Source organism: Pseudomonas arabinosi (assembly GCF_047758675.1).
Lineage (GTDB): Bacteria > Pseudomonadota > Gammaproteobacteria > Pseudomonadales > Pseudomonadaceae > Aquipseudomonas > Aquipseudomonas arabinosi.
Genome location: NZ_CP180480.1, coordinates 4,699,590 through 4,721,878, shown reverse-complemented (window position 1 = coordinate 4,721,878; position 22,289 = coordinate 4,699,590). Strand labels below are relative to the sequence as shown.

Annotated in this window: 20 protein-coding genes and 1 pseudogene; 6 read left to right on the top strand and 15 right to left on the bottom strand. The window is 60.7% G+C overall.

From position 1 onward, the window contains the following. Positions 1 to 53 precede the first annotated feature (53 nt). From ACMXYJ_RS21965 to ACMXYJ_RS21910, 12 genes are all read right to left on the bottom strand, one after another. Positions 54 to 239: a hypothetical protein gene (locus tag ACMXYJ_RS21965; protein WP_415756895.1), complete on the bottom strand. Its 186-nt coding sequence runs from the start codon at positions 237 to 239 to the stop codon at positions 54 to 56. A gap of 485 nt (positions 240 to 724) precedes the next feature. Continuing rightward, the gene (locus ACMXYJ_RS21960) at positions 725 to 2,032 is read right to left on the bottom strand and encodes an OprD family porin (protein ID WP_415756894.1); all 1,308 of its coding nucleotides are present in this window, start codon (positions 2,030 to 2,032) and stop codon (positions 725 to 727) included. 101 nt (positions 2,033 to 2,133) lie between these two features. Beyond that, positions 2,134 to 2,706, bottom strand: a complete 573-nt coding sequence (locus ACMXYJ_RS21955) for a PPC domain-containing DNA-binding protein (protein WP_415756893.1) — start codon at positions 2,704 to 2,706, stop codon at positions 2,134 to 2,136. A 118-nt stretch (positions 2,707 to 2,824) separates the two neighbouring features. Then, positions 2,825 to 4,402, bottom strand: coding sequence for an aldehyde dehydrogenase (NADP(+)) (locus ACMXYJ_RS21950; protein ID WP_415756892.1), 1,578 nt, complete (start codon positions 4,400 to 4,402; stop codon positions 2,825 to 2,827). 30 nt (positions 4,403 to 4,432) lie between these two features. Next, positions 4,433 to 5,392 (bottom strand): amidohydrolase family protein, encoded by a 960-nt coding sequence (locus ACMXYJ_RS21945; protein ID WP_415756891.1) that lies wholly within the window; start codon positions 5,390 to 5,392, stop codon positions 4,433 to 4,435. Next, a complete protein-coding gene (locus ACMXYJ_RS21940) occupies positions 5,385 to 6,344 on the bottom strand; it encodes an amidohydrolase family protein (RefSeq protein WP_415756890.1) in 960 nt (319 codons plus the stop codon). Before ACMXYJ_RS21940 ends, ACMXYJ_RS21945 begins: the two co-directional genes overlap by 8 nt. A 15-nt stretch (positions 6,345 to 6,359) precedes the next feature. Next, positions 6,360 to 6,818 (bottom strand): thioesterase family protein, encoded by a 459-nt coding sequence (locus tag ACMXYJ_RS21935; RefSeq protein ID WP_415756889.1) that lies wholly within the window; start codon positions 6,816 to 6,818, stop codon positions 6,360 to 6,362. Between the two features lie 40 nt (positions 6,819 to 6,858). Further along, complete coding sequence (locus ACMXYJ_RS21930; RefSeq protein ID WP_415756888.1) at positions 6,859 to 8,757, bottom strand: TRAP transporter large permease; 1,899 nt, start codon at positions 8,755 to 8,757, stop codon at positions 6,859 to 6,861. Between the two features lie 15 nt (positions 8,758 to 8,772). Continuing rightward, positions 8,773 to 9,816: a TRAP transporter substrate-binding protein gene (locus ACMXYJ_RS21925; protein ID WP_415756887.1), complete on the bottom strand. Its 1,044-nt coding sequence runs from the start codon at positions 9,814 to 9,816 to the stop codon at positions 8,773 to 8,775. Between the two features lie 168 nt (positions 9,817 to 9,984). After that, positions 9,985 to 11,190, bottom strand: coding sequence for a CaiB/BaiF CoA transferase family protein (locus tag ACMXYJ_RS21920; protein ID WP_056741878.1), 1,206 nt, complete (start codon positions 11,188 to 11,190; stop codon positions 9,985 to 9,987). A 1-nt stretch (position 11,191) separates the two neighbouring features. Then, positions 11,192 to 11,971, bottom strand: a complete 780-nt coding sequence (locus ACMXYJ_RS21915; protein WP_415756886.1) for an enoyl-CoA hydratase-related protein — start codon at positions 11,969 to 11,971, stop codon at positions 11,192 to 11,194. Between the two features lie 75 nt (positions 11,972 to 12,046). Next, the gene (locus ACMXYJ_RS21910) at positions 12,047 to 13,186 is read right to left on the bottom strand and encodes an iron-containing alcohol dehydrogenase (protein WP_415756885.1); all 1,140 of its coding nucleotides are present in this window, start codon (positions 13,184 to 13,186) and stop codon (positions 12,047 to 12,049) included. A gap of 175 nt (positions 13,187 to 13,361) precedes the next feature. Between ACMXYJ_RS21910 and ACMXYJ_RS21905 the strand changes: the two genes are divergently transcribed. The 5 genes and pseudogenes from ACMXYJ_RS21905 to ACMXYJ_RS21885 all read left to right on the top strand — a co-directional run bounded on the left by ACMXYJ_RS21905 (position 13,362) and on the right by ACMXYJ_RS21885 (position 18,615). After that, a complete protein-coding gene (locus tag ACMXYJ_RS21905) occupies positions 13,362 to 14,300 on the top strand; it encodes a LysR family transcriptional regulator (protein WP_415756884.1) in 939 nt (312 codons plus the stop codon). A gap of 171 nt (positions 14,301 to 14,471) precedes the next feature. Further along, positions 14,472 to 15,812, top strand: coding sequence for a PQQ-dependent sugar dehydrogenase (locus tag ACMXYJ_RS21900; RefSeq protein WP_415756883.1), 1,341 nt, complete (start codon positions 14,472 to 14,474; stop codon positions 15,810 to 15,812). A 284-nt stretch (positions 15,813 to 16,096) separates the two neighbouring features. Next, a pseudogene (locus ACMXYJ_RS21895) lies at positions 16,097 to 16,496 on the top strand (DUF6124 family protein). A gap of 163 nt (positions 16,497 to 16,659) precedes the next feature. Next, the gene (locus ACMXYJ_RS21890) at positions 16,660 to 17,598 is read left to right on the top strand and encodes a cyclase family protein (RefSeq protein WP_415756882.1); all 939 of its coding nucleotides are present in this window, start codon (positions 16,660 to 16,662) and stop codon (positions 17,596 to 17,598) included. Between the two features lie 87 nt (positions 17,599 to 17,685). Further along, positions 17,686 to 18,615 carry a LysR family transcriptional regulator gene (locus tag ACMXYJ_RS21885; RefSeq protein WP_415756881.1) on the top strand — a complete coding sequence of 310 codons (930 nt, stop codon included), beginning with the start codon at positions 17,686 to 17,688 and terminating at the stop codon, positions 18,613 to 18,615. Here ACMXYJ_RS21885 and ACMXYJ_RS21880 read toward each other — a convergent pair. The 3 genes from ACMXYJ_RS21880 to ACMXYJ_RS21870 all read right to left on the bottom strand — a co-directional run bounded on the left by ACMXYJ_RS21880 (position 18,608) and on the right by ACMXYJ_RS21870 (position 21,256). Continuing rightward, complete coding sequence (locus tag ACMXYJ_RS21880) at positions 18,608 to 19,591, bottom strand: cyclase family protein (RefSeq protein WP_415756880.1); 984 nt, start codon at positions 19,589 to 19,591, stop codon at positions 18,608 to 18,610. The genes ACMXYJ_RS21885 and ACMXYJ_RS21880 overlap by 8 nt on opposite strands. A 170-nt stretch (positions 19,592 to 19,761) precedes the next feature. Next, positions 19,762 to 20,076 (bottom strand): NIPSNAP family protein, encoded by a 315-nt coding sequence (locus ACMXYJ_RS21875; RefSeq protein ID WP_046055817.1) that lies wholly within the window; start codon positions 20,074 to 20,076, stop codon positions 19,762 to 19,764. Positions 20,077 to 20,089: 13 nt separating this feature from the next. Continuing rightward, positions 20,090 to 21,256 carry an iron-containing alcohol dehydrogenase gene (locus ACMXYJ_RS21870; RefSeq protein ID WP_415756879.1) on the bottom strand — a complete coding sequence of 389 codons (1,167 nt, stop codon included), beginning with the start codon at positions 21,254 to 21,256 and terminating at the stop codon, positions 20,090 to 20,092. A gap of 154 nt (positions 21,257 to 21,410) precedes the next feature. On the opposite strand from ACMXYJ_RS21870, the gene ACMXYJ_RS21865 reads away from it, so the two are divergent. Continuing rightward, entirely contained in the window at positions 21,411 to 22,199 is a 789-nt protein-coding gene (locus tag ACMXYJ_RS21865) for an SDR family oxidoreductase (RefSeq protein ID WP_415756878.1), read from the top strand. The last annotated feature ends 90 nt before the right edge of the window (positions 22,200 to 22,289 follow it).

The window sequence follows — 22,289 nt, the reverse complement described above, 5'->3', positions numbered from 1 at the left end:
TGCGCCTGAAAACGCTCAGCCCCTCGCTGCATACACGACGATCTCAGCGCCGCTCAGAAGCGTTGCACTGAAAAACTGTCCAGCCATTGAGGTGCCTTGCCGGCGATGCAGGCGGCGACCAACTGACCGGTTGCCCCGGCCAGGGGCAGGCCCAAGTGCTGGTGACCGAAGGCGTAGATTAGCCGCGGTTCATTCGGTGACGGGCCGATGACCGATAACGGCGGCCACCAGAGGTCCAATGTGGGAGCGAGCCTGCTCGCGATAGCGGTGTGTCAGTCACATTGATGTTGAAGGTGCCGACGCCATCGCGAGCAGGCTCGCTCCCACAGGGAATTACGTTGATCACACATCCAGCGTTCAACCAGAGATCCAATGTGGGAGTGAGCCTGCTCGCGATAGTGGTATGTCAGTCACATTGATGTTGAGTGTGCCGACGCCTTCGCGAGCAAGCCCGCTCCCACAGGGAATTAAGGGGATCGTAAATTCTGCAGCCACCCGCGATCCAATGTGGGAGCGAGCCTGCTCGCGATAGCGGTATGTCCGTCACCTTGATGTTGGGAGTGCCGACGCCTTCGCGAGCAAGCCCGCTCCCACAGGGAATTGAGTCGATCACACATTCTGCGGCCACCAGAGATCCAATGTGGGAGCGGGCTTGCTCGCGAAGGCGGTGTGTCAGTCACCTTGATGTTGAAGGTGCCGACGCTATCGCGAGCAAGCTTTGCTCCTACAGCAACGGAATGCTGTAGCTCACGATCAAGCGGTTCTGATCCTGGTTGCGGGACGCCTCACTGTTGGACTTGCCATTACGCCATCCGAATCCGACCCCTTTAAGCGAACCGGACTGAATCACGTAGTCCAGAGCAATGTCCCGCTCCCATTCCTTCTGGGTATCGCCAGAGTTCGTCTTGATGTTGTCCCCGCTGAGGTACATGACGGACGCTTTCAGGCCTGGCACACCCAAGGCAGCAAAGTCATAGGCGTATTGACCGAAGGCTGTGCGTTCGCCCGCACGGGTGAAGGTTTGAATCAGGCGGTCGGTGTACAGATAAAGGCTGGAGCCGCCGGCACCCTTGTTGGCCAGGCCGCCCTGATTGAGCTGCGTGAAGTTGCTGCCGCTTGAAACGCTTTGGTAGCCCGCCGTGACTGCATGACCACCCAAGGTGTAAATCAGCGCGGCGCTCCAGGTTCGGTTATCGATCTCGCCATCATTGCCTTCGGTGTAGCCACTGATTTTGTAGCCTGAAGTGCCTGAGCTGTTTGCACCGGACGAGTCCGTCTTGAAGTAGCGCAAGTCGGTTTTCAGGGATTGGCCTTCCGCGATCGCCAGCGTGTGGATCAGGCCAAAAAATTGTTGGGTGTAATAGTCGTCCAGGTTGGCGTAGTAATACTGGGCCGTCAGGTCCTTGGTGACTTTCCAGTCGCCCCCGGCGAAGTCGAACGCGTTGCTTTCGCGGGTGCCGCCCGTGGCGGCCAACCCCGTCTGATCGCTTGAGCCCCGACCGGTGGCGTGTTCGATTCGGCCTCCAGTGAAGGTCAAATCCTTGAACTCGCCAGAGGTGATCTGGCCACCTTCGAAGGTCTGCGGCAGCAGACGGCCGTCGTTGGAAACCAGGATCGGCAGCTTCGGCATCAGCGTGCCCAGGCGAAGTTCGGTTTTCGAGACCTTGACCTTGCCGGTCAACCCCAACCGGCTCCATTCGTCGATGGCGCTGTTGTCGCTATCTGAAGGAATCATGCTGCTGCCGACGTGCCGTCCCTTGCCACTGTCCAGCGTAATACCCATCAAGCCCAGTGCATCGACGCCAAAACCAACCGTGCCATCGGTGTAGCCCGACTTGTAATCGAGCATGAAACCCTGCGCCCACTCTTCGGTTTTCGAAGGCGCGGCCGTGCCGTCACGGTTGTCGTTATTGAAGTAGAAATTTCTCATCCCCAGGGTGGCTTTGCTGTCACTCAGGAAGTCGGCATGCGCCTGGGTGCTGAGTGCAATGGCACCCAATGCAAACGTCACCGCCGTTTTCTTGTTACTCATCTGAATCGCCCCTTTTTTTGTAGTTTGTATTTGGGAGGGTGGCTCCCGCAGTAGCGGGTGCCGGCAACGTTCGATGCCTGCGGGAGCGTTATTCGCCTGGCTTAAATACCCAACACGTTGGCGCCGATGCACGGGTCAATCCCGCGCTCCAGACGACGCTGGTGGACGATCACGGTGATTTCCATCGAACCGGTGGTCACTTCGAAGTCGAGGATGTGGCCGCCATACGCTTGAAACGTGGCGTCACCGGCAACACCGTGTATATGGATCGAAGGCTGATCGTTCTTCCAGGCCACGGAGCCGGTGACGCTGGCCATCTCGACACTGTTCAAGGTCTTGGCGTCGAAGTCCTTTTTGTCCTTGTTCCAGAAACCGAACTTCACGTTGCCAAAGCCAATACCGCTGATGGACGCGCTGGGGATTTTCTCGGCGATGGCCAGTTTGGTCAGTTCCTTGAAGGCGTTGTCGCCCATGCGCAGCACCATGAGGTAACCGGTGGGGGTTTTGGTGTAGCGCGGTGTCGTTTCAGTTACACATTGCATAGGCGCTGCCGTCGCGGTGGGTGCGGTTTCTGCAACCGCGAGTGGGGAAAATGTTGAATTGAGCAGAACGGCAGCGGTGACCGCCAACATCATCTTGGAGAGACGCAGTGTCGGGTGAAGTTGAACGTGCATGAGACTTCCTCTGTTTTTGTTGTTGTGGGCTACAGCGTTTTTTGAGGCGAGCGTGTCCGGCGCCTATTTTTCGATAGGCGACGGAGTTGTTACTAACGGCGGGTGTTAGTTCGGTGACTTACAGCGCATCACGGCTGCTGACACCGTCAACCAGTCGGGCAATGCTCAACGGGTTGGCGTTCTTCAGCGCGTCCGGCAACAAGCTGTCGGGGCAGTTCTGATAACAAACGGGACGCAGGAATCGATCAATCGCCAACGTTCCGACCGATGTACCGCGAGCATCCGAAGTGGCCGGGTACGGTCCGCCGTGAACCATGGCATCGCAGACTTCCACGCCGGTTGGATAACCATTGAACAGCACGCGCCCGACTTTCTGTTCCAGCAGGGCCAGCACTTCGTTCAGGGCATTGAGGTCCGAATCTTCGACGATCAGCGTGGCGGTCAACTGACCACGCAAACCGTGCAGTGCCTGGAGCAACTCGGCCTGGTCAGCGACTTCCACCACGAGGGTGGTCGGGCCGAAGACTTCTTCCTGAAGCAACTCATCACCGTTGATCAACAGGCTGACGTCGGCCTTGAACACTTGCGGCTGCGCCTGGTTGCCCTGTTGTGCGGCGCCGGCCAGGTGCGTCATGCCGGGGTGTGCGTGAAGATTTTCCAGGCCGTGGCAATAGCTTTTCAGCGCGCCGACGTTGAGCATCGTTTGCGCGGATTGCTCGCCCATCAAACCGGTGAAGCGTTCGAGGAAGGCCGTGAACTCTGGCGAACGAATGCCCAAAACCAAGCCGGGGTTGGTGCAAAACTGACCCGCGCCCAGCACCACGGAAGCGCTCAGCTCGGCAGCGATTTTTTCACCGCGCGCCTTCAGTGCTTCGGGCATCAACAACACCGGGTTGATGCTGCTCATTTCGGCGAACACCGGGATCGGTTGAGGACGCGCCGCTGCCATGTCACACAAGGCTCGACCGCCACGCAATGACCCAGTGAAACCCACCGCCTGGATCGCCGGATGCTTGACCAATGCTTCACCGACGCTGCCGTAGAGCATGTTGAACACGCCATCAGGCATCCCGGTTTTTCTGGCCGCGCGAGTGATCGCATCGGCGACGTAATCGGCGGTTGCCATGTGACCGCTGTGGGCCTTGAACACAACCGGGCAGCCCGCAGCGAGGGCGGAGGCGGTGTCGCCGCCAGCGGTCGAGAAGGCCAGCGGGAAGTTGCTGGCACCGAACACAACGACCGGACCGAGCCCGGTACGGTACTGGCGCAGGTCTGGACGGGGCAGCGGTTGACGGTCGGGCAAAGCACGATCGATGCGGGCGCCGTAGAAATCGCCGCGACGCAGCAGGGTGGCGAACAGACGCATCTGGCCGCTGGTGCGTGCCCGCTCACCTTGAATACGACCGGCGGGCAGGGCGGTTTCCCGGCACACGAGGGCGATGAACGAGTCGTCCAGCGCCTCAAGCTCAGAGGCAATAGCCTCCAAAAATTGAGCGCGTCGGGCGGATGAAAGGTTACGAAAGATCGGGTAAGCCGTGGCCGCCGCTTCCGCGGCCGCATTCACTTCGTCCACGGTCGCCTGATGGAAGCGATACGGCAGTGCTTCGCCGGTACTGGCGTCGTGGCTTTGCAGAGTGCTCGAGCCTTTAGCCGAACGAGCGCCAGCGATGTAGTTGTGGCCTGAAACTTCAAACATGGGAACTCCTGAAAGGCTGTTCAATGAGGGTCAAATGAGCCGGTAAATGCGTCGGGCGTTGTCATGAAACAGGGCGAGTCGATCCGTCAGGGAGCGGTCGCTGACAATCGTTTTGAAGCCGTCGAAGATCTCGCTCATGCCGTTCACGACGCCGTCGACCGGGTAATTGCTGGCAAATGCACAGCGACTGACATCGACAATCGAAATCGCGTCGTTCACCACCACGCGGTTCGACTCGACGGGCCACGCCTGGCCGGGGATGCAGATGCCCGAGATCTTCAGGGCGACGTTCGGCTCCCGTGCCAGCAACGCGAGGTTTTCACGCCAGCCGGCCAGACCTTCTTGCGAACGATCAGCCGGCAGCGCCGTGTGATTGACCACGATGGTCACGTCAGGAAAGTCCCTGGCCAGCTCGGCCGCTTCCGCCAGATGCCACCATGGCGCCTGCAACTCGAAGTGCAGGCCGTTTTCAGCCAGTTGTGCGTAGCCTTCGCGCCAACGAGGGTCACGCATGGAGCCTGGCGCCACGAAATCTTCGCGCCATGCTTCAAGGCTGGTGACCGCAGGTTTGTGGCGCACGCCGCGCACCAATGGATGATCGCCGTATCGGCGCAAGAGGTCCGATGCGTCTTCACGGTCAAGCCAAACCTGCGCCACCATCGCCGCCAGGGTCGGCTCGTTTTGTGCCAGTGATTCGACAAACCGCACCTCATCGGCGGGCGTCGCAGGGTCCCATTCACCCTCGATGACGACGGTCTGCACGATGCGATGGTTGCCGGTCAGCCGGCGATAGTCCTCAGGCAGAAAGTTGCGGCAGATCGATGAGTAATCGCCATAACGAAACGGGCGCAGCGGGCGGTCGTTCAGCCACGGGTAGTAATGCTTTTCGATATCGAAATAGTGTTGGTGGGCGTCGACGATGGGTAAGTCCGCGTCCTCGCCACTGGCCTGAAAGCGCGCGCGCCAGTCGATCACGGATGGGTTATCCATGCTGTTCCTCCAGACGATAAAAGCGTTGTGCATTGCCGGCGAACACCGCTTCCTGCACGGCGCGCCCCAGTGGCGCGAGCATCGCGGCCACGCCATCGGCAATCGTGTCGTAGGACGCGCGCAGTCCGGCGACCGGGAAGTTGCTGGCGAACATGCAGCGCTCGGGACCGAAAATCTCCAATGCGGTCAGCACCACGATCCGGTTATCGTCGTAGTTCCAGGGCGAGTCTTTCAGCCCGAACTCCGACAGCTTGATGTGCACGTTGGGTTGCAGGGCCAGTGCTTCCAGGCCCTTGCGCCAGCGGATCATGCCTTGCGGGCTGCGATCCCAGGCGAAGCCGGTGTGATTGAGGGCGATCCGGATCTGCGGAAACATCGCCGCCACTTCGGCGGCCTCGACCAGGTGCCACGGCGGCACGCGCAGGTCCCACGACAGGTTGTGGTCAGCCAGTCGCGAAAAACCTTCCAGCCATTTCGGGTCCTGCATGGTGCCGCGGGCCCCGGCAATCGACACCTCCGGTGACGCCGAAGTCACCGGTTTGGAGCGTATGCCTTTGACCAGCGGCCTGGCGGCCTGAGCCGCGAGAATGTCCGCGCTGTCCTCACGGTCGAACCAGGCGTGGGCAACGATGGCATTCGGGAAGCCGTAACGGGCATTCACCTGTTCCAGCCAGTGTGTCTCGGCAACTTGCTCATCGCGAGCACGTTCGGCCTCGACATGCACCGTTCCTACCAACCGTTGTTTTTCGGTCAGGGCAAGAAAGTTTTCCGGCAAGAAATCACGGCACAGGCTGTGATAGTCGCCGAGAAAAAAATCTTCGTGATAGTCGTCCTGCAGCCAGGGATAACGACCGTTGCCCAGGTCCCACAAGTGGTGGTGAGCATCGACAATCGGTAGCGCATCCTCGGTCGCAAGGTTGGGCAAGCCATTGCGTTCGTGCAGCGTGATCATGACGGGGTCCCTTGCTCAGCGCGACGCGGCGAATTGGGAAGGGCTGAGCGCGCTGTCTTCGACGTCCCCTGCGGCGGCCGCCTCGGCCTTGGCCTGAACGCGGCTGCGCAGTTTGGCGACGTTCACCACCACCCGGGTATGCGCCGCCGTGGCCACCAGCTCGACGTCATCGCGCACTTCGACGTTGAAGGTGACGCTGCGCCCCTCGATCCGGGTGACCGTGGCGACGATGCTGACAGACATGCCGAGCAACGTGGCGCCGACGTGGCGGATGTCGACTGCCGCACCGACGGTGTTTTCGCCCTCATCCAGGAAGGTGAGCAGGTAATCAAGGCAGGTCTGTTCGATGTCATCGACCAACCGTGGCGTGGCGTAGATGCGCAAGTCTTCGCCGAGAAACGAGATGGTGCGCTCCTTGTCGACGATCAGTTGGCGTTCGGTGGCGGTGCCGGCTTCGAGTGTGGAAAAATTCATGAGAAACCTCGTATTTGAGTGCTGATAGTCAAAAAGGGATTCAGGCGTTGGGCAGGAAACCGATGGAAATCCATGGCACGGCGATCAGCACGCCCAGGGCGACAACGAGTGCGCCGAGATACGGCCAGACCCGGCGCATGGCGCCGCTGGGGTCGACCTTGGCGATGGCGCAAGCGGCATAGAAGCCCACGCCAAACGGTGGGGCGAACAAACCCAGGCCCATGGCGAAGATCGCGACCATGGCGTAATGCACGTCGTTGATGCCCATGGCCTTGGCAATCGGAAACAGCAGCGGCCCGAACAGCACGATGGCCGGGATGCCTTCCAGAAAACTGCCCAGAAGAATGAACGCCGCGGCGGAGATGATCAGGAAGCCCATCGCGCCACCCGGCACCGTCGACATCACCTGCGCCAACTGGTGGGAGAAGCCCGACTGGGTCAATGCCCAGGCCATGGCGGTCGCGCTGCCGATGATGATCAGGATCGCGCCGGACAGCGACGCGGTACTGACCAGGATCGGATACAGGCGGCGCCAGTCAAAGCAGCGGTAGCACAGCAACCCGACGACGAAGGTGTAGGCCACGCCGATGGCGGCGACTTCGGTGGCGGTCGCGACCCCTTCAACCACCGCGGTGCGGATCACGAAGGGCAGGGCCAGGGCCGGTAGCGCAACCAGCAGCGAGTGACCGATTTCCTTGCCTGAAGCGCGTTTACCGGTGGAGGCCTCGCCTTTGCGGTTTTTCCACCAGATCACCGCCGCCATGGCGATGGCACCCACCACCGCCGGCATGAAACCGCCGGTGAACAGGGCGGAAATCGACACACCGGTCACCGAGCCGATGGTGATCAGTACCAGGCTCGGCGGAATGGTTTCCGACATCGCCCCGGAGGCATTGAGCATCGCCACCAGTTCGTTTTCATCCTCACCACGTTTCTTCATTTCTGGGAATAACGCCGGGGCGATGGCCGCCATGTCGGCAGCCTTGGAGCCGGAAATGCCGGAGATCAGGTAGATGGCCCCGATCAGCACATAAGACAGGCCGCCACGGACATGACCGATCAACGAGCAGAGGAAGCGGATCATCGCTCGGGCCATGCCCATGGCCTCGATCAGCGCCCCCAAAAACACAAACAACGGAATGGCCAGCAAGATCAGGCTCGCCATGCCTTCGTCCATCCGGCCCACCACCAGGCTCAAGGGCGTTCCGGTCATGGTCGACAGATAAGCCACCGTGGCCAGGCCGAACGCCACCATGATCGGCACACCGATCATGATCATCGCCATCACACCGATCATGAAGAAAATGATCAGGTTCCAGTTACCCATCAGCAACATCCAGCCTTCAGCCACCCACAACAACGCGGCCAGGGACGCCAGCATCGCCACCGACACGGAGAAGTCGATCAACCGGGCGCTGGTCAGCAGACGCGCGACACACGTCATCAGCATCAGGGTCAGACCGACCGCGATGGCGGACACGCGAAAGGCGTTAGGGATTTCAAGGGCGGCGGTGGTGATGATCCACTCGTCGCTGACGTACTCCCAGGCCGGCGTGAACAGCAACCCGATGAACGCGATGACAATCACCGCGCCCAAGGTGTCGACAAAGGCGCGTTTTTCCAGCGGCAGCCGCCCGATGAACGAGGTAAGCCGCATGTGCTCGCCTCGACGCATCGCCACCACTGAGCCGAGCATCGCCAGCCAGAGAAACAGCAGCGAGGCCAGTTCGTCGCCCCAGACGATGGGTTGATTGAGCACGTAGCGCGAGAACACATTGCAAAACAGCAGCGTGACTTCGATAACCACCAGCAATGCCGCGCTGCCCTCGGTCAGCCAGCGCAGCCCTGTATCCAAAGCGCGACCGAGACGAAACGTGGTGGGGCGCGTGCTGAGTCCTTCAGCGGGAGAAACATCCGTCATTGGTATTTCGTTTTTCATGACCTTGTCTCCGGCTTAGGACAGTTGACCCGCGTACTGCTCCAGCAAGCTCCAGGCTTCATCGCCGTACTTTTCTTTCCATTGGGTGTAGAAGCCTTTGGACTGCAAATCAGTCCTGAACAATGAACGGTCGACTTTGTTGAAGGTGATGCCATGGGCGGTCAGTGACGGCTCCAGGCTGGCGTTGAGATCGATCACCTGTTGACGCTGAATCAGCGCGGCGGCGTTGATTTGCCGGGAAACGATTTCCTGCACGTCCGCCGGCAGTTTTGGAAAGGTCTTGCCCGAAGCGACGATCCAGAAACCGCCCCAGATGTGGTCGGTCATGGAGCAGTATTTCTGCACTTCATAGAAGCGTGCGGCTTCGACGACCACCAGCGGGTTTTCCTGGCCGTCGACCACTTTGGTCTGCAGCGCCGAGTAGGTTTCGTTGATGCTGATGCCGGTCGGGGAGGCGCCGAGGGCGCTGAACATGGAGGTCCACAGCGGGCTCACCAATACGCGCAATTTGAAACCAGCCAGGTCTTGCGGCGTGTAGATCGGCCGCGTCGAACTGGTGATCTGGCGAAAGCCGTTGTTCCAGACTTTTTCCATCGGGATCAGGCCGACCTTGGCGGTCTTGGCCCGTACGTATTCGCCCAGCTTGCCGTCCAGCGCGGCCCAGACACTGTCGTAGTCCTTGAATGCGAACGGCATGCTTTCGATAGACATGGCCGGCACCAGCGTGGAGAGAATCGCGCCTGGCAAGGGAATGAAATCGATTGCCCCGGCGCGCACCTGGGACAGCATGTCGGTGTCGCCGCCCATGGCGCCGTTGGCGTACACCTGCAGGTCCACGGCGCCATTGGTTTCGGCCTTGATGGCCAGCGAAGCCGCCTTCATTTGGATGTTCAGCGGATGGGTGTCGGGCAGGCTGCTGGTGTAGCGCAACACAATGGGTTTGGTCGCGGCGAAGACGCTGGAGGGCAACAGGTTGGCGGCGAATGCGCCGCCGACGGTGACGCCGGCAGACACTAGAAATGATCGGCGGCTGACGGCCTCGGTCAAGATACGGCTCATGATGTTCACCTTATTGTTTTTGTAGTTGTTCTAAAAAACAGCGAATCAGTTAAGTGAACGCTGCTCTTTGTGGGAGTGAGCCTGCTCGCGATGGCGGCGTATCAGTCGATACTTATGTCGCCTGGCACGGCCTCATCGCGAGCAGGCTCGCTCCCACAGGTTTTTGCGTTACGCGAGTGCGACCACGGCCTGGGTTCGAATCAGTTCGTCGATTTCATCCTCCGCGTAGCCGCTTTCTTTCAACACTTCGCGGGTGTGTTCACCGAGCAGCGGGGCATGCCGACTGGTCGGCGGCGCGGCGTTGTCCATGTCGGAGAAGTGAATCGGCAGGCCCATGCCGCGTACCCGGCCTTCGGTCGGGTGTTGGGTCTCGACGACCATGCCGCGTGCTTCGGTTTGCGGATGAGCCAGTGCCGCGGCGATGTCGAGGACCGGCCCGGCAGGCAGGCCGAGGCTGTCGAACAGCACCATCCATTCATCCGTGGTGCGCGCGACCAGGACTTCGTTGAGGATTTCCACCAGGGCCAGGCGGTGCTCCATGCGCAGCGCGTTGCTGGCGAAGCGTGGGTCGGCTTCGAGTTGTGGCACGGCGAGCGCCTCGACCAGCCGTTCGTAGTTGGCCTGGTTGGCGGCACCAATGTTGATCCAGCCGTCTGCGGTGCGGAACACCTGATACGGCGCGCTGGTGGAGTTGGCCGAACCCATCTTCGGCAGAATGGTGCCGTCGGCGAAATACGCCGCCGCCGGCCAGTACATCTGTTGCAGGCCGGCTTCGAACAGCGAGGTATCGACCATCTGCCCCAGGCCGGTTTTCTGTTTGGCGGCGTACGCTGCGCAGATGCCGAGGGCGGCGAGAATGCCGGAGTTGATGTCGGCCACTGGCGAACCGGCCTTGACCGGCTCACGTCCGGCTTCACCGGTCATGCTCATCATGCCGCTCATGCCTTGGGCGATCAGGTCGAAGCCGCCTTTTTCGCCAAACGGGCCACTGCGGCCGTAACCGGAGATTGCGCAGTAGATCAGCCCTGGATTGAGGGTTTTCAGCGTTTCATAGCCCAGGCCGAATTTCTCCATGGTGCCGGCACGGAAGTTTTCCGTCACCACATCGGCGTCCATCAACAGGCGGCGCAACACGTCGCGTCCGCCCTCGGTTTTGAGGTTCAGGCCAATGCCGCGCTTGTTGCGGTTCACCACCATGAACGAAGCCGATTCACCGCTGGCCATGATCGGCGAGAAGCGGCGCGAATCATCACCGCCCGGGACTTTCTCGACCTTCACCACGTCGGCACCCATGTCGGCCAGCATCATTCCGCACACCGGGCCGGACATGATGTGAGCCAGTTCTACCACGCGCATTCCTGTCAGCGGTCCCATGTTATTTCCCCTTGAATTGTGGTTTGGCTTTCTCGATGAAAGCGTTCAGACCGATCTGAAAATCTTCGGTGTCGTAGCAGAAATAACTCGCGTCAATCTGCTCGACGGTGGGGGCAACGCCGGCCTCAAGCTGGCGTGCGGCCTGGCGATGCCAGCGGGCGACGAGGGGCGCTCCATTGGCGATGCGCTTGGCGGTGGCGAGGGTTTCGGACTCGACCTCGGCATCGGGCACGACGCGGGTCACAAGGTTTTTTACGTAGGCGTCGTTGGCGTCGAGAATGCGGCCTTCGAGAAGAATCTCCAGGGTCGTCGAGCGTCCGGCCAGCGCCACCAGACCGGCCATTTCGTCATAGGACATGACCAGCCCCAGCTTGCCGACCGGCGCACCGAAACGACTGGAGCTGCCGCAGATACGCAGGTCGCACAGCGCGGCGATTTCCAGCCCGCCGCCGACGCACACGCCATGGATCATCGCGATCACCGGGTGCGGGCAGTCCACGACTGCACGCATGGCCGCCGAGGTGACTTCGGCATACTCCCGGGCTTGTGCCAGGTTGGCGCGCACGGTCGGAAACTCGCTGACGTCAGCGCCGGCGGCGAAGGCTTGTTCGCCGGCACCGCGCAACACGACGCAGCGCACGGTGGCGTCGGCGGACAACTCGGTCATGACATCACCCAGGTCCTGCCACATGGACAAGGTCAGGGCGTTCATTTTCCCTGGATGGCTGAGGGTGACGGTGGCAATGGATTCTTGCCGTTCGATAAGGACGGTGGGCTTCATGATTGTTCCGCTGGCGTCGAATCACGTTCGACGCTGCGGCTGCCTCCTGATTTATTGTTGTTGGATAGCGGCGGTTTACAAAGACTGCGCAAGCATCGACAGGTAGTCCGCGGACGATGCTTCGCGGGGGTTGGTCTTGTGGCTGTGATCGTGCAAGGCGCCTTCGACGATGCCGGCAAACAGGCTCTCATCGACGCCGATTTCGCTCAGGCGGGTCGGCAGGCCCAGGCGGCGGGTCATGTCCTCGATGGCCGTGCCGATGTTTGCGTCGGCCTCAAGGCCCATGGCATGTCGCAGGCGTTCGAGCTTGCGTTCGTCGCGAACGGTCGGGGCGTTGGCGTTGAAGTCCACGACCGCGGGCAGAAAGATGGCGTTCAAGGTGCCGTGGTGCAGCTTCGGATTGATGCCGCCCAAGGCGTGGGACAGGCTGTGCACGCAGCCCAATCCCTTCTGAAAGGCGAGTGCGCCCTGCATCGACGCGCTCATCATGTTCATTCGCGCTTCGCGATCACCGGGTTCGGCGGTGGCGCGCTCGATGTGTTCCCAGGCACGCCACAGGCCGTCGAGGGCGATGCCATCCGCCGCCGGGTTGAAGGCCGGCGCCATGAACGTTTCGATGCAATGAGCGATCGCGTCCATGCCGGTGGCGGCGGTCAGCATCGGTGGCAGGCCCAGGGTCAGTTCCGGGTCACAGATGGCCACGCGAGGCACCACATAAGGTGAGATTACGCCCACCTTGCGACCATCGTCGAGAATCAGGATGGCGCCTCGGCCGACCTCGCTGCCGGTGCCCGCCGTGGTGGGAATGGCGATCAGCGGCGCGGTGGCAGAAGTGATGCGATCCAGTCCGCCTTCGATCACCGCAAAGCTGTGCAGGGGACCGTCGTGCGTGGCGCAGACAGCCACGCCTTTGGCCAGATCGATGGAAGAACCACCGCCGACCGCGATGATGCCGTTGCACTCGTCGAGATGGTATTGCGCGACGGCTTCACGTACGGCGTGTTCGTTGGGGTTGGGCGGGGTGGCGTCGAAAATCGAAGGAGGAAGGCTGGCGCCGAGGGCCGCGATGACCTTGTCGACGATGCCGGCATTGCGCACACCGATGTCGGTGACAATCAGCGGCCGGGTGATGCCCGCGCGCTCGGCTTCGGCGGCCAGATGCTGCAGGCTGTCGTAGCCGAACTGGATCTTGGTGACGTAATTGATGAGGGACATGATTCACCACAAGTTATACAGGATTGTTATTGTTGCAATCGGTCTGCGGCAGGAAGGCTTTCGCTCTCTGGTCAAACCCATTGCATTGCCTGGTTGTGGGGTGGACTATAGGGCCGTCGTGGCGAGCCTCGATACTGACAACTTTCGATACCTCTATAACTTTTAGTTAACCCTGATGACGCCCTCACTCAATTCGATCATGTCCCGCCTGCACATCAAGCAGCTGCGCTTGTTGATAGCCCTTGATGAACACGGCTCCTTGCTGGGCGCGGCCAAACAGGTCGCGCTGACCCAGCCCGGCGCCAGTAAAGCCCTGCAAGAAATTGAAACGACGTTCGGTACCTCGTTGTTCACCCGCACTAACCGCGGGCTTGAACCGAACGATGCCGGACGCTCGGTCATTCGTTACGCACGCTTGATCCAGACCGACCTCGCCCATCTGCGCGAAGAGATCATCGGCATCATGAGCGGCGAGGGCGGACGCGTGTCCGTCGGCACCATCATGGGCGCCGTCCCGCTGCTGACCACCGCGATCAGCCGGGTGATTGCCGACCACCCGAAGCTGTCCATCGAGATCGTCGAGGACACCAGCGCCGCGCTGCTCAGCCAACTTGACGCCGGGCGCCTGGATCTCGCGATCTGCCGTACGACCATCAGCACCACGCCCTACTTGTATGAGAGCTCGACCTTCGTCGAAGAAACCTTGGCGGTGATCGCCAGCACTCAGCATCCGTTCGCCTATGCCCGGCAGCTGTCGTTGAAGGACCTCGTGGATTACCGCTGGGTGGTCTATCGCGCCAACATGCCGATGCGTTTGCTGCTGGAGCGCGAGTTTCACGAGGCCGACCTGCGTTTTCCGGTGCACCTGCTGGAAACCACGTCGGCGTTTGCCACCTTGTCGTTGCTTCAGGAAAACCCGACCCTCGTCGCGTTGGTGTCGACCGATGTGGCGAAGTTCTGCTCCGGCTACGGTTTCACCACCACGCTGCCGCTGCCCATCACTTCGCGCAGCGAACCGTATGAGCTGGTGTCGCGCAAAGGCGTGCCGGATTCGCCAGCGGCCAGGCTGTTACGAGAGGCGTTGTTGAACCCCGTTGGGGCTCATGGCGCATAGAAATGGGGTGGTTGGGATAGTGCCCGGCTTTGGCTGCGCGCATTCGTGCGTTTTACGCAAATTTGATTTGTTCCAGGCGCGGTGTTTGAAACGGGCCCGCGCCGGGATACTTCGGCGGGATTTTGCCTGCCCAATAATTGGCCCACGGATGGCCGTTGCGAGGTTAGAACAATGAATGTGTCCAACCGACTTGCGCTCTTGATGACCATTGCCGCACTGCTCGCCGCGTGTGGTGAGTCTTCCAAATTGCCGTCTCAGGCCAGCGTCGGTCCGTCCCCGCAATTGCCCGAACCCACCACCTCGTTGATCCCCACGTTAAAAGTGTCCAAAGCGATCGGCTGGGCCGGTAATGACACGCCCAAGGCGCCTGCCGGTTTCAAAGTGACCGCGCTGGCCGAGAACCTCGATCACCCGCGCTGGGTGTTTACGCTGCCCAATGGCGATGTCCTGGTTGCCGAGAGCAACCACCCGCCGATGCCGGAAGGCGCGACTGACGGTGGCACCGGGCCGATTGCCTGGGCAAAACGCACCGTCATGGGTGTTGTGATGGGCCGTATTGGCGCTGATGCCCCCAGCGCCAATCGCATTACCTTGTTGCGCGATGCCGACGGTGATGGCCATGCGGAAGTCCGGAAGGTCTTCATGACGGGCCTCGCTTCGCCGTTTGGCATGGCGTTGGTCGGCAATGAATTGTTTATTGCCAATGCCGATGCACTGGTCAAGGTGCCGTACAACGCGGGTCAGACCGAGGTGAGTGCGACGCCGGTGAAAGTGACCGACCTGCCCGCAGGCATTAATCACCATTGGACCAAGAATGTCATCGCCAACCCTGAAGGGACCAAGCTGTACGTCACGGTGGGTTCCAACAGTAACGTCGGCGAGAACGGCCTCGAGGCGGAAGAAGGGCGCGCGGCGATTTGGGAAGTTGACGTTAAAAGCGGCGACAAGCGTTTGTTCGCCAGCGGCCTGCGTAACCCCAACGGGCTGGCCTGGAAGCCCGGTTCGACGCAGTTGTGGACCGTGGTCAACGAGCGCGACGAAATCGGCAGCGACCTTGTGCCGGATTACCTGACGTCGGTGCAGGACGGAGCGTTCTACGGCTGGCCGTGGAGCTACTACGGCGATCATGTCGACACCCGTGTCGAGCCGCCGCGTCCAGACAGGGTGGCCAAAGCCATCGCGCCAGACTATGCGCTGGGCACCCACGTCGCACCGTTAGGCCTGACGTTTTCTGATGCCCGAGGCATGCCCGCCAATTTCGCCAATGGGGTTTTCGTTGGTGAGCATGGCTCGTGGAACCGTAACCCCCAGGCCGGTTACAAAGTGGTGTTCATTCCCTTCAGCGACGGCAAACCCTCGGGGCTGCCGGTGGACTTCCTGACTGATTTCCTCAACGCCGACGGCGAAGCGCAAGGGCGTCCGGTGGGCGTTACGCTTGATCAGGGCGGCGCGTTGCTGGTGGCCGATGATGTCGGGAACAAGGTTTGGCGTATCGCGATCGCCAAGCCCTAGAGATGGGGTAGGCCAGTTAGATGGATGCTGGATGAGCTACCGTCATCGTCGGAACGCCGCCCGGAGCAAGCTCACTCCCACATTGGTTTTATGTTGTTCGCGAGATTTGTGGCCGGCGCAGGTCCCCTGTGGGAGCGAGCCTGCTCGCGATGGCGGTGGCACAGTCAAAAAATACTGTCGCCTGACACACCGCTTTCGCGAGCAAGCTCGCTCCCACATTGGTTTTATGTTGTTCGCGAGATTTGTGGTCGACACCGGGCCCTGTGGGAGCGAGCTTGCTCGCGATGGCGTCAGCCGGCACACCGCATAAACCTGTTTACAAAGTCACACCCAACCCCCCGAATACCTGTCCGTTACCCTACGACGCCTTTCTTTGATCTTGACCCCAGGAAAATGAAAGAGGCGGCCGACCGCGCACTCAGCTTCTACCTCAACCCCGGGGCGTCGAAAACGCAGATACCGCCCCGCAAACCCAGCTCCATTTTCACCATCGACGCAGCGGTGGATGACGAAACGTTGCTCGTCGAGGCCTGTGAATCGTTGGCATCTGCCAGCGCCATGGTCAACGATCTCGCCGATGTAACGGACGGCCAGCGACGGCAAACGGTGCTGGTGCTGCAACGGGTGATCATGTTGGGTGAGTTAGCGGTCAATCGGGTTTTGGATAACCACAAGCCTGGCTAGCAGCCAGGCACTGTAGGAGCAAAGCTTGCCCGCGATGGCCTTGCTCCTACAGCACTCGCATCACTCGTGACAATCCAGAACAAATGTATTGCCCATTCCTGTCTGTTTCCCCACAGAAGGGCTGGGTACCTTGGGTCCACTGCAACCTCACAAGGACCCCCTCATGCTGAATCGATTGGTACTGCCGTTTGCCCTGTTGTTCACCCTCAATGCCGCCCACGCCGCGGATGCCGAAAAATGGTACCCCTCCAAATACGGCGCCAACGATGAAATCGGCGCGCTGAACCTGCTCAACGCCGAGTCGGTGATCAATGCCTCGAAACTGATCAAGACCGGCAAAACCTACCCCTTGGCCGTGCCCATCGACAAGACGTTGCCAGCGTTCCGTCATCGCAGCTTTCACCTGACCAACATCCAGCCAGGCGAAGCGGGCGGCACCACGATGGGGCCGAATAAATTCACCTTCAACGATGAATTGGTGGTGGGCTGGACCGGCGTCGGCACCCAGCTAAACGGCATCGGTCACATCGGCATCGACAACGTCTATTACAACGGCAATCGCGCCGCCGATTTCGTGACCGTCGAAGGGGTGAAAAAGCTTGGCATCGAAAAGGTCCCGCCGATCGTCACCCGAGGCGTAGTGCTGGACATGACAGCGGTGTACGGCAGCGCCATCGTGCCGGAGAAAACCGAGTTCAGCGTTGCCGACATTCAGAAGGCGCTGGACCTGCAAGGCATCAGCATTCAGAAGGGCGATGTGGTGCTGTTCAACACCGGCTGGCTGGAACTGCTGGGCAAGGACAACCAGAAATTTCTCGCCGTGGAACCGGGCATCGGCATGGAAGCGGCCAAATGGCTGGTGGACAAACAGATCGTCGCGTTCGGCGGTGACACCTGGGCCTCGGAAATCTACCCGGCGAAAGATGGCCAGGAGTTCCCGGTCAACCAATTCATGCTGGCCAAGAACGGCATCTACAACCTTGAGTTGATCGACAGCCGAGCGCTGGTGAAAGACAAGGCGTGGGAATTCATGTTCGTGCTGGGGCAGCCGCTGTACAAGGGTTCGACCCAAGTCAACATCAACCCGGTCGCCATTCGCTGACAGCCACCGTTCGAAGCCGTAACGCCCACTTTAAAGTGGGCGTTGCCGCAGTCATTGGTTTACCTCTTGAATCGAGAACAAACGGACATGGTTCCTTCCCTTTGCAGCATCGCTGCACGCTTGCGCCTCAAACAACTGCGTCTGCTGATCGCGCTGGATGATCGCGGCTCCTTGCACAAGGCTGCCGAGCAGATTTCGATTTCCCAGTCCGGCGCCACCAAGGCGTTGGGCGAAGTCGAATCGTTGCTCGGCATGCCGCTGTTCGAACGCCAGCCCAAAGGCTTGGTGGCCAACGAAATGGGCCGTTGCATGATTCGTTATGCGCGGCTGATCTACAGCGATGTCGAACACCTGCGCGAAGAAATGCTCAGCATCATGCAAGGCCAGGGCGGGCGGCTCTCTGTGGGGGTGATCATGGGGGCGGTGCCGTTGCTGACCCGGGCCCTGATCGAGTTGCGCCTCAAGCAGCCGGAGCTGTCGGTCGAACTGGTGGAAAACACCAGCGCCACGTTGCTCGGGTTGCTGGATCAGGGACGGCTGGACCTGGCGATTTGTCGCACCAGCGTCGGTCAGCGTTCGGACGCTTACGACTGCATCGAACTGAGCGAAGAGCCGTTGGCGGTGGTCGCCAGTAAGGACCATCCACTGGCCAGTGCCGAGTCTTTGCAGCTGTCGCAGCTGAGCGACTTCCGCTGGGTGGTCTATCCCAAAGACATGCCGATGCGTCAGACCCTGGAACGTGAGCTGAATGAGGCAGGGCTGGGGACTCCGCGTTATCCGCTGGAAACCTCGTCGATTTTCGCCACCATACTCTTGGTGCAGCAAGACCCGACGCTGTTGGCGGTGATCCCGGTGGAAGTCGCCGAGTTCTGCGAGCAACACGATTTGCTGGTAAAGCTGCCGGTATCGATGCGTGCATTGATCGAGCCTTACGGCGTGATCAGCCGGGCCGGCGCCGATCTTTCCCCGGCGGCAACCCTGCTGATCAACGAACTGCAGCAGGACCTGATTACTTGATCACGATCGGATTAACCGGTGCACCGGTGCCGCCAACGACCTTCAACGGCGCGGCGGTGTAGAGGAACTGCCACTGGCCGTCTTCGGCGCAATCTGTGGCCAGGTCGTCGAGCATCGCCACTTCGGTGAAGGTCACGCCGAGGTTGCGCATCAGGGCATTGTGCAGCGGGATCAGCACGCCCGAGGTGGGGTCGACCGCCACTTCGTTGGCCATGGTGTCGGTCACCAGGTTGGGAATTTCCATCTGGTGAAACCACTCCACCAGCTCGCGGCTGAAGGTCAGGCCCGGCTCGGCGAAGTCCTTGTAGAACTCTTCCGGTTCGCGCTCATAGAACGAGCCGATCCAACCCGTGCGGATGATCAGGATGTCGCGTTTCTCGATCTCGATGCCCTGGGATTTTGCTGCGGCCAGCAGGTCCAGATGATTGAAGGTTTCGCCCTTGTCCAGCACCGCTTTGCCGCGATGGCGGGCCATGTCGATCAACACGGCGCGCCCGACAATCCCGCGTTCGGCAATCGGCAGGATGCTGGCCTTGTCCATGCTGCCGATGGTGCTCATGGCGTCGTAGCCATTCCACAGTTTGTTGTCGTGCCAGACGTGGCCCAGCGCGTCGTATTGGGTCGAGCCTTGCAGGTGCATGAAGATCACGTCGTCGGCGTATTCCACATGGCCGTCGAAGTGGGCCTTGCCGGCCAGGAAATGGCCCTTGTCCAACACGTTGACGCGCATAGACGGACGTCGGCCGGGCCACAACGGTTCGCCTTTGGGGTGGCCGATCTGCACTTGCAGGGTAAAGGTCTTGCCTTGGCGGACCGAGGCGATACCCCGGAGAATTTCTGCGCTTTGCAGGTAATTCAGGGCGCCGACTTCATCATCCGGGCCCCATTTCCCCCAGTTGGTCGGCAGGCCTTCGAGCAAGGCCTTGATGTCGGGAGAACGGTCAGCGGCGGTGTTATTGGTATTGTGGTCGCACATGAGGTTGTCCTGGAAATGAGTGGATGTGGCAGGCCAGCACAAATCCCTTGTGGGAGCGGGCTTGCTCGCGAAGGCGGTGTGTCAGTCGCCATTGATGTGGCTGACACACCGCCTTCGCGAGCAAGCCCGCTCCCACATGGACTGCGCTGCTCATCGGAGCTGTGTCGGGATTATTTGATGGGGGAGAAATCCGCAGCGATCAGCAGTTTCGATTCCATCTTTTCCAGCATCGGGAACGCCTTCGGCACGAAGCCTTCGAGCCAGTCCGGATCCTGATACAGCGCCGCGCGTTTCTTGATCCGGTCATCAAGGCTCTCGTAGGCCCAAATGTGGATGACCTGATTCAGCTCGCCGATTTCGGTGTACCACCAGCCCACCAGCGTGGTGTAGCGGGAGATCACCGGCAGGCCGGTTTCTTCGAAGTGCTTGAGATAGGTCTGCATTTTTCCGATTTGAATCGTGTAGGTGCGCATTTCGTAAAACATGGGAGTCGTCTCTTCAGGAATGAGTGCCGTGCCAGGCGTTGCTGATGATGCGTTCGATGTCTGCGGCGGTGGTCAGGCGTGGGTTGACCAGCACGTTGCCGCTGCGCATCGAGTCGCTGACCATTTGCGGCATGTAGTCCAGGTCCACGCCCAGGTCCTTGATGTTGTCCGGAATGCCGATGGCCTTGTTCAACGCCACCACGTGCTCCACCACTTTGAGCCCGGCACGCGCAGGGCTCAGGCCATCGACGTTCTCGCCCATGGCCATGGCGATTTCACGAAACAGTTCCGGGCAGGCCGCCAGGTTGTATTCGATGACGTAGGGCAGCAGCGTCGCGTTGGCGATGCCATGGGGAATGTTGAACACGCCGCCGAAGGTGTGGGAGATCGCATGCACGTTGCCCAGTTTCGATTGAGCGAACGCGACGCCGGCGAGGAACGAACCGAGCAGCATCTGTTCCCGTGCGTGCAGGTCGGAGCCGCTGAAAAATGCTTTTGGCAGGTGCGTGCAGATCATCTTGATCGCTTGCAGCGCCAGAGCCTGGCTGACCGGGTTGGCCTGCTTCGACACGTAGGATTCGATGGCATGGGTCAACGCGTCCATGCCCGTGGCAGCGGTGATCGACGGCGGCAGTTTGAGCGTCAGTTCGGCGTCGAGAATCGCCAGCTTCGGAAACAGCGCCGGGCTGATGATCACGGTCTTGAACAGGGTTTTGGTGTTGGTGAACACGGTGGACGCGGTGCATTCGCTGCCGGTGCCGGAGGTGGTCGGAATGGCAAAGATCGGCAGAGGCGGGTGCAGCAGTTTGTCGTAGCCTTCGTAGTCGAGGATGTTGCCAGGGTTGGTGGCCATGGCCGCGACACCCTTGGCGGTGTCGATGCTGCTGCCGCCCCCGACGCCGATCACCGAATCGCAGTCGTGGTTTTTCAGGAATGCCACGGCGCGTTCCAGCACGTCGGTGGTGGGGTTGGGTTCGACGCCGGAAAACACTTCGTAGTGAATGTCACTGTCGACCAACGAGGCGAAAAAACCTTCCATCACGCCCGAGGCCATCAAGCCTTCATCGGTGACCACCAGCAGTTTTTTTCGAACATGCGGCTTGAGCAGCGCACCGGCCTGACGCACCAGGCCGTTACCGCTTTTCAGGGTCGTGGGGAAATAAAACTGGAACGGGTTCATGTGTGTCTCCGGTTCTTATTGGTCTGGAGACAGTAATTAGCGTGGGAGGCGGCTGATAATGAAAAGGTCTGATCCGGCGATCACCCTTTGTCATCCCCTGATGTGTCCTATTGCGGTGGTAACGTAAGGTTTTCGAACCGACAGGAGCATCGTCATGGAATTGGGAATATCGGGTCGCTGGGCCATCGTCTGCGCCGCCAGCAAGGGGCTGGGTCTGGCCTGTGCGCGCGCCTTGGCGAAGGAGGGCGTCAACCTGGTGATCAACGCCCGTGGCAACGAAACCTTGCAGGCCGCTGCCGAAGAATTGCGCAACCTGGCACCGGGCATCGAAGTGCGCACGGTGGCCGGGGATATCAGCACGCCTGCTGTGCGCGAGCAGGTGTTGGCGGCGTGTCCGCAGGTGGACATCCTGATCAATAACGCTGGCGGTCCGCCGCCGGGTGACTTCCGTGACTGGCAGCGCGAAGACTGGTTGAAAGCGCTGGATGCCAACATGCTCACGCCCATCGAGCTGATCAAGGCCTGCGTCGATGGCATGGCTGAGCGTGGGTTCGGGCGCATCGTCAACATCACCTCTGGCGCGGTGAAAGCGCCGATCGATGTGCTGGGCCTGTCCAACGGCGCCCGCAGCGGGCTGACCGGTTTCATCGCCGGGCTCGCGCGCCAGTCGCGGCTGGCCGGGCACAACGTGACGATCAACAATCTACTGCCAGGTCCGTTCGAGACTGAGCGCTTGCACAAAACCCTGAGTGCCGCCGCCGAAGCCAACAGCACCACGGTCGAGAGCATCAGCGAGCAGCGCCGCCAGCACGTTCCGGCCCAGCGTTTCGGCCAGCCCGACGAGTTCGGCGCCTACTGCGCGTTCATCTGCAGCGCCCACGCCGGGTTCCTCACCGGGCAAAACCTGTTGCTGGACGGCGGCAGTTATCCCGGTACGTTCTGATCTTTTGGGGGGATGACGATCGGTGATCCCCCAATCAGATCCCCTCATTATTCAGCTGTCGGGTGCGTGATTAGAGTGGGGCCGCAAGCC